This is a genomic window from Stenotrophomonas sp. YJH_SMC_138 (assembly GCF_059369855.1).
Window position 1 is genome coordinate 930,144 of record NZ_JCAFTB010000001.1, and the last position, 13,410, is coordinate 943,553.

The window sequence follows — 13,410 nt, forward strand, 5'->3', positions numbered from 1 at the left end:
CTGCGGCCGGGCTCACGATCCGCCGAGTTCGGCCAGGATCGCCTGGCCACATTCCCTGCTCTGCCACAGCACCTGGCCGATCACGCTGCGCTGGTCGCAGGCCGCCATCAGCAGCAACGGTGCGCGCCCTTCGGCCTGGATCGCCAGCATCAGCACCTTTCCGCCCGCCGCTTCCAGCATCAGTGTCTGCAGATCGCCCAGCACCAGTTCGCGCCCGACCGCCGCAGCCAGCGCCAGCATCGCGCTGGTCATCGCCGCCAGCCGTTCGCCGCGCCCTTCGGCGCCGGCGCTGACCAGGGCAAAGCCATCGACGCTGGCCAGCACGACCGTGCGCACGCCTTCGACCCGCTGCTGCAGGTCCTGCAGCAGGGGCTGCAGGCGCTCACGCTGACCGGCGTCGGGCAGTCCCGCCACCTGCCCGTCAGCCATGTGCAGCCACCAGTGCGTGCGCTTCCATTTCGCTCATCAGTACATCCATCAGCAGCAGTCCCTGTCCTCGGTCACGGGCATCCACGGCCAGCAGCGGCAGCGGCTGGTCGTCAAGGCAGGCACGGATGGCCCAGTCATCCAGTGCGGCCTGCGGTGCCTGGTCCAGGTGGGTGACCGCCACGACCAGTGCCAAGGATGATGCGAACGGCTGCAGCACCTGCAGATAGCCTTCCAGCTCGCTGGCCAGGCCGGCGCGGCGCGCATCCAGCAGCAGCACCGCGCCACGGGCGCCCTGCAGCAGGATCGGCCACAGGAAATCGAAACGCTGCTGGCCGGGTGTGCCGTAGAGACGCAGGCGTTCGCCGTTGGGCAGGTCGATGTCTGCGTAGTCCAGCGCCACGGTGGTGGAGGCCTTGTCGGCGCCGAGGCGATCACTGTTGGCCACATCCGTGTCGACCACCGCGCCAGCCGCGATGCTGCGTACCAGCGTCGACTTGCCGCTGCCCATGCCGCCCAGCACGACCACCTTGTGCTCACGCATTGCGCTCGCTCCCGCGCAGGTGCCGCCACAGGCGGGCGAGCAGTCCGTTGTCGGTGCGGGTGCCACCTGCCGCCATCATCAGCGTCGCCGGGGCGGCCTGCAGCTGCGCGTAGCCACACAGATAGGCGGCATGGATGAAATCGCGAACCGCCGCCGCCGGCAGTTCGAGCAGCATCGTGCATTCCTCAACCGTGCACGCACGCTTGAGCAGCAGCGAGCACAGGCGGAAGCCATCGTGGTCATGGCCCAGTACGCGGAAGTCCGGCCAGCGCAGCAGCTTCACCGACGCGCCGCGCAGCCGCTCGTCCAGCGCCTGCCAATGGCGGCTGCGTTGCGCCCATTGCCACAGCAGTGGCCGCAGCGGCTGGCGTGGCCGCTCGCCGGCCAGGGCCTGCAGGCGCGCCGGTGTCAGCGCGTCCAGCTGCAGGCGCTCAAAGGCATCGGCCAGCCGCTCCACCAGCGCCGCAGCCGGCTCCTGCAACAGCACGGCCTGATCGTGCTCCAGATCCATCAGCAGCAGAGGCTCGCCCGCATCACCCAGCAGTGCCTGGCCCTGTCGCAGCGGCAGCCGCTCGCGCAGCAGGCGGGTGATGGCGTGCGCGCCATCTGCCAGGCGGATCGGCGCAGGTGTCTGCATGGCCAGGGGCTCCGGTGCCAACTGCATGCGACGCAACGCGCGACCGATGGCACCGTCATCAAGCACGTCCTGATGCCCGTCGCCATCACGCAGCTGGCCGCCGATGTCCTCGATCCAGCACTGCAGGCGCGGACGTTGCTGTCGCATGCGCTGGGCGGCGTTGCGCAGCGCCGGGGTATCGCGGATGACCAGCAGATCGCAATCGTCCAGATCCTGGCTGCGGCGGACCTGGCCATCCGGCAGCGCCGAGGCCAGGCGCAGCCGTTGCAGCAGGGCCTGCTCGCCCTGGATATCGGTTCCCACTACCAGCACGCGTGCCATCCGTGTTCCCCGTGCGGCCACCTCCCCGGTGGCCTCGCGTCGCCAAGGCTAGGGCATCGCCAGCGGCGGCCGTCGTGATCGATTGCTCAGATTCAAGGCGACTGCGAAACGGCGCCGATCCATTCTGCGACCGCCATCGCGGGCAAGTTTCATGCCCCGTTGACGGCATTCCGACGACCGACGGATGTCACGGTTCTGGACATGGGTCGAATGGGGTCAGATCCCTTTTGCTTGCAAAAGGGATCTGACCCCAGCGCCATAAAAAGAAACCCGCGCCGAAGCGCGGGTTCCGGTGTCACGGCCGAACGGCAGTGGATCAGCCGCGCAGCTGCTCCAGCGCGGCGTTGAAGGTCGCGCTCGGGCGCATCGCCTTGCTGGCCTTGGCCACGTCCGGGCGGTAGTAGCCACCGATGTCCACGGCCTTGCCCTGCACTGCGATCAGCTCTTCGACGATCTTCTGCTCGTTGTCGGTCAGCGTCTTGGCCAGCGGGGCGAAGCGCGCCTTCAGGGCGGCGTCCTCGTCCTGCGCGGCCAGGGCCTGGGCCCAGTACAGCGCGATGTAGAAGTGGCTGCCACGGTTGTCGATGCCACCCAGCTTGCGCGATGGCGACTTGTCGTTGTCCAGGAACTGGCCGTTGGCTTCGTCCAGCGCCTTGGCCAGCACACGGGCAGCGGCGTTGTCGTAGCGGTTGCCCAGGTGTTCCAGCGACGCGGCCAGGGCCAGGAACTCACCCAGCGAATCCCAACGCAGGTAGTCCTCTTCAACGAACTGCTGCACGTGCTTCGGGGCCGAACCACCGGCACCGGTCTCGAACAGGCCGCCACCGGCCATCAGCGGCACGATCGACAGCATCTTGGCGCTGGTGCCCAGTTCCATGATCGGGAACAGGTCGGTCAGGTAGTCACGCAGCACGTTGCCGGTCACCGAGATGGTGTCCTCGCCCTTGCGGATGCGGTCCAGCGAGAACGCGGTGGCTTCCACCGGCGGCAGGATGCGGATGTCCAGCCCGGTGGTGTCGTGGTCCTTCAGGTACTGCTCGACCTTGGCGATGACCTGCGCGTCGTGGGCGCGGGCGGCGTCCAGCCAGAACACGGCCGGGGTGCTGCTCAGGCGGGCGCGCTCGACGGCCAGCTTGACCCAGTCCTGGATCGGCGCGTCCTTGGTCTGGCACATGCGCCAGATGTCACCAGCTTCCACGGCGTGCTCGAACACCACGGCGCCGGCATCATCGGTGACCTTGACGACGCCGTCGGCGGCGATCTGGAAGGTCTTGTCGTGCGAGCCGTACTCCTCGGCCTTCTGCGCCATCAGGCCGACGTTCGGCACCGAGCCCATGGTGGCCGGGTCGAAGGCACCGTGCGCCTTGCAGTCGTCGATGACGGCCTGGTACACGCCGGCGTAGCAACGGTCCGGAATGACCGCCTTGGTGTCCTGCAGCTTGCCTTCGGCGTTCCACATCTTGCCGGAGTCGCGGATCATCGCCGGCATCGAGGCGTCGACGATCACGTCGCTCGGCACATGCAGGTTGGTGATGCCCTTGTCCGAGTTGACCATGGCCACGCCCGGGCGCTGCGCGTACTCGGCGGCCAGGTCGGCCTCGATCGCGGCGCGGGTGGCTTCAGGCAGCGACGGCAGGCGCGCAGCCAGGTCACCAATGCCGTTGTTGGCATCGAAACCGGCCTGCTTGAGCACGTCGGCGTGCTTGGTCAGTACGTCCTTGTAGAACTCGTTCACCGCCACGCCGAACATGATCGGGTCGGAGACCTTCATCATGGTCGCCTTCAGGTGCAGCGAGAACAGCACGCCCTGGGCCTTGGCATCGGCAATCTGCTCGCCGATGAACGCGGCCAGTGCCTTGCGGCTCATGACGGCGGCATCGACGATCTCGCCCGCCTTCACTGCGGTCTTTTCCTTCAGCACCACGGCGCTGCCGTCCTTGCCGTGGAAGGTGATCTTCAGCGAACCGGCGTTGGCCAGGGTGGCCGACTTCTCGCTGCCGTAGAAGTCACCGGCGGCCATGTGCGCGACGTGCGACTTCGAATCCGACGCCCAGGCGCCCATGCGGTGCGGATGCTTGCGCGCGTAGTTCTTCACCGACAGCGGTGCACGGCGGTCGGAGTTGCCTTCGCGCAGCACCGGGTTCACCGCACTGCCCTTGACCTTGTCGTAGCGCGCCTTGTAGTCGCGCTGCTGGTCGTCGGCCGGGGTTTCCGGGTAATCCGGCAGCGGATAGCCCTGGTCCTGCAGTTCCTTGATGGCCGCCTTCAGCTGCGGCACCGAGGCGGAGATGTTCGGCAGCTTGATGATGTTGGCGTCCGGGGTGGTCGCCAGCTGGCCCAGCTCGGCCAGGTCGTCGCTGACCTTCTGCGCGTCGCTGAGCAGTTCAGGGAACAGCGACAGGATGCGGCCGGACAGCGAGATGTCACGGGTTTCCACCACGATGCCTGCGGTGGCGGTGTAGGCGCCGACGATCGGCAGCAGCGACTGGGTGGCCAGGAACGGTGCTTCGTCGGTCAGCGTGTAGAGAATCTTGGACATGGGGGACTTGGACTCTGTAGCAGTGCTCAGGGGAAGGCCGGCGCCAGCGCCGGGCCACGTGCAACCGTGTCGCGCGCGGGGCCGGGCCCCACGCTTTCCCCCGTCGCCGTCAGGGTGGGCGCGCGGCGGGGAAACCCCTGCATTGTCGCGTTTTCAGCCGCGCGGGGCAAAGCCGCGCCATACGCGGCGGTACTGCACGGCGGCAACGCTGTGATCCATCCGCGCCAGGATGAAGCCCCCCACAGCATCAGCAGATCCACGCCATGCGTGGATGAAGCCAGCCATCGCCCAACAAAAAAGGACGCAGCCTCGCGGCTGCGTCCATCGTGAGCCCTGCCGGGAGAGAGTCGGCAGGACCTACTTGACCTCGAACTCCTGCGGCGTTCCGGCCGCCTTGCCATCGACGGTGACCTCGGCGCGGTACTTGCCGGCCGGCCAGCCCTTTGCATTCTTGAACGTGACGTTGGTGGTTTCCGCACCACTGGTGTTCAGGGTAGCGTTCTGTTCGCCGGCTACCTGGCCGTCCTGATAGGTCAGCTTGGCGCCAACGGTGACGTTGTTGGCAGCGCCGTCGGTCTTGACCGAGACGATGATGTCATCCTTCGGTGCGAACAAAGCCGTCGTCGCAACCGACTTGTCGGCGGCGGCGGTCTTGCCGACGGTGACCGACGAGACGTTGACCGCAGAGGCTTCGGCCATCGGCGGCGGTGCGCCGGTCATCGGCGCGGGAGCTGCGGGTTCGGCCGGGGCGGTCGCTGCCGGAGCGGCGTTGCTGTCGGTCGACTCTTCCTCCTTCTTGCAACCGACCAGGGCAACGCTGCCCAGCAGGGCGGCGATCAGGGCGGTCTGTAGCGGGGTGGTCTTGATCATTCGGGCGTTCCTCCCAGGGATTGTCGGACGGCGTTCGATGGCCGGCTTACTTCGGCGGCAGTTTCAGGGTCTGGCCCGGGAAGATCTTGTCCGGGTCATCAAGCACATCGCGGTTGGCTTCGAAGATCTTTTTCCAGGCATTGGCGTCGCCCAGATGCTGCTTGGCGATCTTCGACAGCGAGTCACCCTTCTGCACGGTATAGGTGCCGCCGCTGACAACGTCTGCGGTGCTGTCCACCGAAGCGCTGACGCCGGAGAAGTCCGCCTTCGGCACCTGCTCGGCGGTACTGTCGACACTGCCACTGACGCCGGAGAAATCGGCTTTCTTCTCGGTACTCATCCACAACTCCCGTCTGCATGACTACGTGATTCGCACGGTGCCATGGAGGTTGTTAAATGGGGATGGTGCAGATGTGAAGCCGCCCCCCGGGGCGGCTGAACAATCGGGGGAATGGACGCCCGGTAGTGCCGGCCGCTGGCCGGCTGTGCCAGGGGGATCCGGCCTTGGCCGATTGCCGGCCAGCGGCCGGCTCCACCCGTAACCGCCTGCGAATCATGGTAATGCCGGCCGCTGGCCGGCGCTCGCCGGGCATGGCCCGGTGCAACGGGCAACCGCCTGTGGCGGTTACTGCCGCAGTTCGCGGTAGGTCGCGGCCGGGGCGGCGATGCCCGGGCTGGCACGCCAGGGGTTGATGTCCAGGCCGCCACGACGGGTGTAGCGGGCCTCCACTTCCAGCCACTGCGGCTGGCAGCGCGCAGACACCTCGCTGAAGATCCGTTCAACACACTGCTCGTGGAACTCGGCGTGCTCGCGGTAGCTGACCAGGTAACGCAGCAGGCCGGCGCGGTCGATCTTCGGCCCGCGGTAGCGCAGGCTGACCGTGGCCCAGTCCGGCTGGCCGGTAACCGGGCAGTTGGACTTCAGCAGCGCCGAGACCAGGGTTTCCTCCACCACCTCGCCGGCATCAGCGGCGAGGAAGTCTGCCTGCGGCGGGCCGTAGCAGTCGATCTCCAGGTCCAGCCCATCGATGGATTCGCCGAGCGGCGTCTCACGCAGGCCCGGCAGGCCGAATTCGACCTCCACCGGCGCACCGGCGCAGGCCGACAGATCCGCCACGATGCGCGCGCGCAGTGCCTCGGCGCTGTCGATACGGGTGCTGTTGAGGGAGTTCAGGTACAGCTTGAACGACTTCGATTCGATCAACCGCGGCGAGGTGCACGGCACCTGCACGGTGGCGACGGCGACCTGCGGCTTGCCACGCGCGTCGAGCCAGCTCAGCTCGAAGGCATGCCAGCGGTCGTGGCCAACGAACGGCAGCGCGGCGTCATCGAGGCCGATCTCGGCGCGGGCGCCGCTGCGGGGGATGGGAAACAGCAGGCCGGGATCGTACTGCGACGGGTAACTGACCTCGCGACCGAGGCTGGAATCCTGTGGGGTGTTCATGGGCGCCATTGTATCGCGCGGACGGCGGGCCTTCGGCCGGGCTGGCCAACGGCGGAGCCCCTCCGTGGTGGGGTTGGTGGGTCGTCGAAAGCCTGGGTTCCGGGGTGTGGGCCAGGCGGGCGGGATGGGCGGGGACGCCGTGAACCCATCCCTGGGGGCTTAGCCGCGCCATCCATGGCGCGGATACCCCGCCCATCCCACCCGCCCGGCCCTCCGACACATTTCTGTCGCCGATCCACCACGGGAAAGATCAGGAAAATCAAAATCAGAATCCGATCCTTCAGACGTTCATGACGTCCGCCGTGCCGACCAACGGTCGGCACCCACCAACAGCAGCGGGCACCAACAGCCGCGGGACACTGTCGAAGGCGGGGTGGGTCCGGTTGAGGGGGTGTCCGCGGCATGGATGCCGCGGCCAAGCCCCCAGGGACGGGTTTACGGCGTCCCCCTCAACCGGACCCACCCCGCCATCCCACGGAATGCCCGCTTTTGACGTTGACGTTGCCGTTGATCCAAGCGGGTGCAGGGCTGCAAGCCCTGCGGAAACCCTCACCCCGCCGGGGTGCCGGCACCGTGCAGATAATCCAGGCTCACCTGCAGCAGCGCGCGGAACCCGACATCCAGCGCCTTCTCATCCAGCAGGAACTTCGGCGAATGGTTGGCCGGCGCCGTTGCCGGATCGATGCCCGCGCTGGTGGAGCCGACGAAGAAGAACATGCCCGGCACTTCCTTGGCGTACAGCGAGAAATCTTCCGCACCCATCTGCAGCGGTGGCTCGTATACGTTGTCCTTGCCCACCACCGCCTGCAGGCTCGGCAGCATCTTCGCGGTCAATGCCGGGTTGTTCACCGTGGCCGGGTTGCCGTCGGCTTCGTAGATCTCGGTTACCGCCTTGGCACCATGCGCGGCGGCGGTGTGCTCGGCCACGTTGCGCAGGTCGGCGAAGATCTGCTGGCGCATGCCTTCGTCGAAGGTGCGGATGGTGCCGACCATCTCCACTTCATCGGGAATGATGTTGTAGCGGATGCCGCCGTTGATCGCGCCGAAGGTCAGCACTGCCGGCTGCTTGGACAGGTTGGCGCGGCGGCTGACGATGGTCTGCGCGGTGCCCACCAGGTCGGCGGTGGCGACGATCGGATCAACCCCGTTCCACGGCGCCGAACCATGCGTCTGGCGGCCGATCACCTTGATCCCGAACCGGTCCGAGGCCGCCATCAACGGGCCACCGCGCACCGCGATCTGACCCACCTGCACGCTGGAGAACACATGCAGGCCGAACACCGCTTCCGGCTTGAAATCGGCGAACAGGCCTTCCTTCAGCATGAGTGCCGCACCACCCTCTTCCGGCGGCGGTGCGCCCTCCTCGGCCGGCTGGAAGATCAGCATCACCTGGCCCGGCAGGTCCTTCTTCATCGACACCAGTGCTTCGGCCACGCCGAGCAGGGTCGCGGTGTGCGCGTCATGGCCACAGGCATGCATCACGCCCACGGTCTGCCCGCGGTACTGGTCAGTGGCCTTGGAGGCGAACGGCAGGCCGGTCTGCTCGGTCACCGGCAGCGCGTCCATGTCGGCGCGCAGGGCGATCTTCGGCCCCGGCTTGCCGCCCTCGATGATCGCAACCACGCCGTGGTGGGCGATGCCGGTCTTCGGCGTCAGGCCCATCGCACGCAGGCGCTTGGCGACCTCGGCCGAGGTGCGCGCCTCGCGGTTGGACAACTCCGGATGCTGGTGGAAATCGCGGCGCCATTCGACCACCTTGGCCTGCAGCCGCTGCGCGGCGGCGGTCACTTCCGGGCGCTGCCCGTCCTGGGCGTGGGCAAGGGCCGGCAGGGCCAGCAGCAGGGCGGACAGCAGCAGCGAACGGCGCATCGCAATCTCCACAGCAGAAGGGTTCCAGCTGAATGTAGGGCAACACCGCCGCCACGGGAACCTCCGGCGCTCGATCCGGTCTTAGCGCCCGTCCCATCCGTCATGCAGGAAACGTGATGTGGCACAGGTATGCTTTGCGCATTGCCCCGGCGTCCCGCCTGGTCCAGCCCTCTCGGAGTCCTCGTAATGTCACGTGTTTGGAAGATCGTGCTGCTGGTCGTGGCAGTGCTGGTGCTGGCCGTGGTCGGCCTGCGCGTCATGGGCGGGGGCAAGGACAAGGCCGGTGGTGCAGCTGCGGGGGCGCGCCAGGGCGGCGAGGATCCGAATGCCGGTCCAGTACCGGTGACCGTGGTGGAGGCCACGCGCCAGGACGTGCCGGTGTATGCCAGCGCGCTGGGCACGGTGACTGCGATGAACACCGTTACCGTCAGCCCGCAGGTCGGCGGCCAGCTGATGAGCCTGAATTTCCGCGAAGGCCAGGAAGTGAAGCAGGGTGACGTGCTGGCGGTGATCGATCCGCGCACGGCCCAGGCCAGCTATGACCAGGCCGCCGCAGCCAAGCGCCAGAACGAAGCCCTGTTGGCCACTGCGCGCTCCAACTTCCAGCGCTCGAACGCGCCTGAGTATCGCCAGTACGTCGCCAAGACCGATCTGGATACACAGCGAAACCAAGTGGCACAGTACGAAAGCGCCGTGGCCGCCAACGAGGCCAGCATGCGTTCGGCGCAGGTGCAGCTGCAGTACACCAAGGTCACCGCACCGATCTCCGGCATCGCCGGCATCCGCGCGGTCGACGCGGGCAACGTGGTCAACGCCGGCACCGCGCTGGTCACGCTGACCCAGATCCATCCGATCCACGTGCTGTTCAACCTGCCAGAGCGCCAGCTCGGCGACGTGCGCCAGGCGCAGGCCGCCGGCACGGTGCCGGTGGCCGCGCTGGACCGTGCCGATTCGCATGTGTTGTCCGGCGACGGCAAGCTCGACGTGGTCGACAACCTGATCAGTGCCGACAGCGGCACGTTCAAGGCGCGCGCGATTTTCGACAACACCGACAACGGCCTGTGGCCGGGCCAGTTCGTCAACGTGCGCATGCAGCTGCGCACGATCGCCGGTGGTGTGGTCATCCCCACCCAGGCGGTGCTGCGTGGCCCGGATGGCGAGTACGTCTACATCGTGCAGGGCGACAACACGGTAAAGATGCAGACCGTGCGCAGCGGCGTGGAAGTGGGCGACAGCCAGGTGCAGATCGCCGAAGGCCTGAAGGGCGGCGAGCGGGTGGTCAGTGAAGGCCAGTTCCGCCTGAAGCCGGGCAGCAAGGTTACCGCGCTGAAGCCGGGGGAGACCCCGGCCGCACCGACCGAGGCCGAACTGAAGGCGGCCGAGCAGAAGAACGCTGGCGGCGGTGGCCGTCGCGGTGGTGGCCCGCGCTGAGCGCAGGCCACTGATCTCCCTCGCGCCGGCATACCCGCCGGCGCCGACATTGAAGTGCCAGCAAGGATCAGTCCGTGGGCTTTTCGACGATCTTCATCCGCCGCCCGATCGCCACCTCGCTGTTGATGGCGGGCCTGTTGCTGCTGGGCATCCTCGGTTACCGCAAGCTGCCGGTGTCGGCGCTGCCGGAAATCGATGCGCCCAGCCTGGTGGTCACCACCCAGTACCCCGGTGCCAACGCCACCACCATGGCTTCGCTGGTCACTACCCCGCTGGAGCGCCAGTTCGGGCAGATTTCCGGGTTGGAGCTGATGACCTCCGACTCGTCGGCCGGGTTGTCGACGATCATCCTGCAGTTCTCGATGGACCGCGACATCGACATCGCCGCGCAGGACGTGCAGGCGGCGATCCGCCAGGCCACCCTGCCCTCGTCGCTTCCCTACCAGCCGGTCTACAACCGGGTGAATCCGGCCGACGCGGCCATCGTCACCCTGAAGCTGACCTCCGACACGCGCCCGCTGCGCGACGTCAACAATTACGCCGACTCGATCCTGGCCCAGCGCCTGTCGCAGGTGCAGGGCGTGGGACTGGTGTCGATCGCCGGCAACGTGCGCCCTGCCGTGCGCATCCAGGTCAATCCGGCGCAGTTGTCGAACATGGGCCTGACCCTGGAGCAGCTGCGCAGCGCACTGACCCAGGCCAACGTCAATGCGCCCAAGGGCTCGTTGAACGGCAAGACGCAGTCCTACAGCATCGGCACCAACGACCAGCTGGCCAGCGCCGCCGAGTACCGCGACACCATCATCAGCTACAAGAACGGCCGCCCGGTGCGGCTGTCGGACGTGGCCGAGGTGATCGATGGCGTGGAGAACGACCAGCTGGCCGCCTGGGCCGATGGAAAGCCGGCGGTGCTGCTGGAAGTCCGGCGCCAGCCTGGTGCCAACATCGTGCAGACCGTCGAGCGCATCCGCGCGATCCTGCCGCAGCTGCAGGGCGTGCTGCCGGCCGACGTGCACCTGGAGATCTTCAACGACCGTACCGAGACCATCCGCGCCTCGGTGCATGAAGTGCAGTTCACCCTGATCCTCACCATCGGCCTGGTGGTGGCGGTGATCTTCGTGTTCCTGCGCCGGTTGTGGGCCACGATCATCCCGTCGGTGGCAGTGCCGTTGTCGCTGGCCGGCACCTTCGCGGTGATGGCGTTCGCCGGGATGTCGCTGGACAACCTCTCGCTGATGGCACTGGTGGTGGCCACCGGCTTCGTGGTCGACGATGCGATCGTGATGATCGAGAACATCGTGCGCTACATCGAGCAGGGCAAGAGTGGCAAGGAAGCGGCCGAGATCGGCGCGCGCCAGATCGGCTTCACCGTGCTGTCGCTGACCGTCTCGCTGGTGGCGGTGTTCCTGCCGCTGCTGCTGATGCCCGGCGTCACCGGACGCCTGTTCCACGAGTTCGCGTGGGTGCTGAGCATCGCGGTCGTGCTGTCGATGCTGATCTCGCTGACGCTCACCCCGATGATGTGTGCCTACCTGCTCAAGCCCGACGCCCTGCCCGAGGGCGAAGACGCGCATGAGCGCGCGGCAGCGGCCGGCAAGCAGAACCTGTGGACGCGCACCGTCGGCCTGTACGAGCACAGCCTGGACTGGGTGCTGGGCCACCAGCGCCTGACCCTGGCCGTGGCCGGTGGTGCACTGGTGCTGACCGTGCTGCTGTATGTGCTGATTCCCAAGGGCCTGCTGCCCGAACAGGACACCGGCCTGATCACCGGCGTGGTGCAGGCCGACCAGAACATCGCCTTCCCGCAGATGGAACAGCGCACCAAGCAGGTCGCCGAAGCACTGCGCCACGACCCGGATGTGACCGGCGTGTCGGCGTTCATCGGTGCCGGCAGCATGAACCCCACGCTCAACCAGGGCCAGCTGTCGATCGTGCTGAAGGAGCGCAGCCAGCGCGATGGCCTGGAGCAGATCCTGCCGCGCCTGCAGAAGGCGGTGGCCGGCATTCCCGGCGTGGCGCTGTACCTGAAGCCGGTGCAGGACGTGACCCTGGATACCCGCGTGGCCGCTACCGAGTACCAGTACTCGCTGTCGGACGTCGATTCGGCAACGGTGGCGACCCAGGCCACGCGCCTGACTGAAGCGCTGCGCAAGCGCCCGGAACTGGCTGACGTGGACAACAACCTGTCCAACCAGGGCCGCGCCCTGGAGCTGAACATCGACCGCGACAAGGCCAGCGTCCTGGGCGTGCCGATGCAGACCATCGACGACACGCTCTACGATGCGTTCGGCCAGCGCCAGATCTCCACCATCTTCACCGAGCTCAACCAGTATCGCGTGGTGCTGGAAGTGGCGCCGGAGTTCCGCACCAGCACCGCGTTGATGGAGCAGCTGGCGGTGGCCTCCAATGGCGCCGGCGCGCTGACCGGCACCAACGCCACCAGCTTCGGCCAGGTCACCTCGTCCAACTCGTCGACCGCCACCGGCATCGGCGCGCAGAACACCGGCATCACCGTCGGCGCCGGCAACATCATCCCGCTGTCGGCGCTGGCCGAAGGCAAGGTGAGCAGCGCGCCACTGGTGGTCAGCCACCAGCAGCAGCTGCCGGCGGTGACGGTGTCGTTCAACGTGGCGCCGGGCTATTCGCTGTCCGAAGCGGTGCGTGCAATCCAGGAGACCAAGGACAGCCTGGACATGCCCACCCACCTGCATGCCGAGTTCATCGGCAAGGCCGCCGAGTTCACTGGCAGCCAGACGGACGTGGTGTGGCTGCTGCTGGCCTCGCTGGTGGTGATCTACATCGTGCTGGGCGTGCTGTACGAGAGCTACATCCACCCGATCACGATCATCTCCACGCTGCCGCCAGCCGGTGTCGGCGCGCTGCTGGCGCTGATGCTGTGCGGCCTGAGCCTGTCGGTGGATGGCATCGTCGGCATCGTGCTGCTGATCGGCATCGTCAAGAAGAACGGCATCATGATGGTGGACTTCGCGATCGAGGCCCGCCGCGCCGGTGCCAACGCGCACGAAGCGATCCGCCGTGCCTGCCTGCTGCGCTTCCGCCCGATCATGATGACCACCGCCGCGGCCATGCTGGGCGCGCTGCCGCTGGCCCTGGGCACCGGGATCGGCTCGGAGCTGCGCCGCCCGCTGGGCATCGCCATCGTCGGCGGCCTGCTGCTGTCGCAGCTGGTCACGCTGTACACCACGCCGGTGATCTACCTGTACATGGAGCGCTTCTCCGAGTGGCTTGCCCGCCGCCGCGAGCAGCGTGCGTTGCGCGACGGTTCGCTGCAGGAGCCGCAGGCATGATCCACGCCCCGCTGCTGCAAG

Annotated in this window: 10 protein-coding genes; 2 read left to right on the top strand and 8 right to left on the bottom strand. The window is 67.5% G+C overall.

Translation table 11 applies throughout. The features are described 5' to 3' along the window. Window positions 1-12: 12 nt before the first annotated feature. The 8 genes from AC5P7I_RS04130 to AC5P7I_RS04165 form a co-directional block, all read right to left on the bottom strand. Window positions 13-429, bottom strand: a complete 417-nt coding sequence (locus tag AC5P7I_RS04130; RefSeq protein WP_075076477.1) for a roadblock/LC7 domain-containing protein — start codon at window positions 427-429, stop codon at window positions 13-15. Then, entirely contained in the window at window positions 422-970 is a 549-nt protein-coding gene (locus AC5P7I_RS04135; protein ID WP_014648641.1) for a GTP-binding protein, read from the bottom strand. The genes AC5P7I_RS04130 and AC5P7I_RS04135 overlap by 8 nt, the downstream gene beginning before the upstream one ends. Continuing rightward, window positions 963-1,928, bottom strand: coding sequence for a hypothetical protein (locus AC5P7I_RS04140; protein ID WP_075076478.1), 966 nt, complete (start codon window positions 1,926-1,928; stop codon window positions 963-965). The genes AC5P7I_RS04135 and AC5P7I_RS04140 overlap by 8 nt, the downstream gene beginning before the upstream one ends. A 316-nt stretch (window positions 1,929-2,244) precedes the next feature. Then, complete coding sequence (locus tag AC5P7I_RS04145; RefSeq protein ID WP_046432822.1) at window positions 2,245-4,467, bottom strand: NADP-dependent isocitrate dehydrogenase; 2,223 nt, start codon at window positions 4,465-4,467, stop codon at window positions 2,245-2,247. Between the two features lie 357 nt (window positions 4,468-4,824). Then, window positions 4,825-5,337: a hypothetical protein gene (locus AC5P7I_RS04150; RefSeq protein ID WP_262087817.1), complete on the bottom strand. Its 513-nt coding sequence runs from the start codon at window positions 5,335-5,337 to the stop codon at window positions 4,825-4,827. 46 nt (window positions 5,338-5,383) lie between these two features. Beyond that, complete coding sequence (locus tag AC5P7I_RS04155; RefSeq protein WP_005419771.1) at window positions 5,384-5,677, bottom strand: LysM peptidoglycan-binding domain-containing protein; 294 nt, start codon at window positions 5,675-5,677, stop codon at window positions 5,384-5,386. A gap of 285 nt (window positions 5,678-5,962) precedes the next feature. After that, on the bottom strand, window positions 5,963-6,781 hold the full coding sequence (gene queF / locus AC5P7I_RS04160) for an NADPH-dependent 7-cyano-7-deazaguanine reductase QueF (RefSeq protein WP_049439336.1): 819 nt from the start codon (window positions 6,779-6,781) through the stop codon (window positions 5,963-5,965). Between the two features lie 549 nt (window positions 6,782-7,330). Continuing rightward, window positions 7,331-8,650: a M20 family metallopeptidase gene (locus tag AC5P7I_RS04165; protein ID WP_262087816.1), complete on the bottom strand. Its 1,320-nt coding sequence runs from the start codon at window positions 8,648-8,650 to the stop codon at window positions 7,331-7,333. 186 nt (window positions 8,651-8,836) lie between these two features. Here AC5P7I_RS04165 and AC5P7I_RS04170 point away from each other — a divergent pair, with 186 nt between their 5' ends. Next, complete coding sequence (locus tag AC5P7I_RS04170) at window positions 8,837-10,081, top strand: efflux RND transporter periplasmic adaptor subunit (RefSeq protein WP_014648647.1); 1,245 nt, start codon at window positions 8,837-8,839, stop codon at window positions 10,079-10,081. Window positions 10,082-10,155: 74 nt separating this feature from the next. Further along, window positions 10,156-13,389 (top strand): efflux RND transporter permease subunit, encoded by a 3,234-nt coding sequence (locus AC5P7I_RS04175; protein WP_046432840.1) that lies wholly within the window; start codon window positions 10,156-10,158, stop codon window positions 13,387-13,389. The last annotated feature ends 21 nt before the right edge of the window (window positions 13,390-13,410 follow it).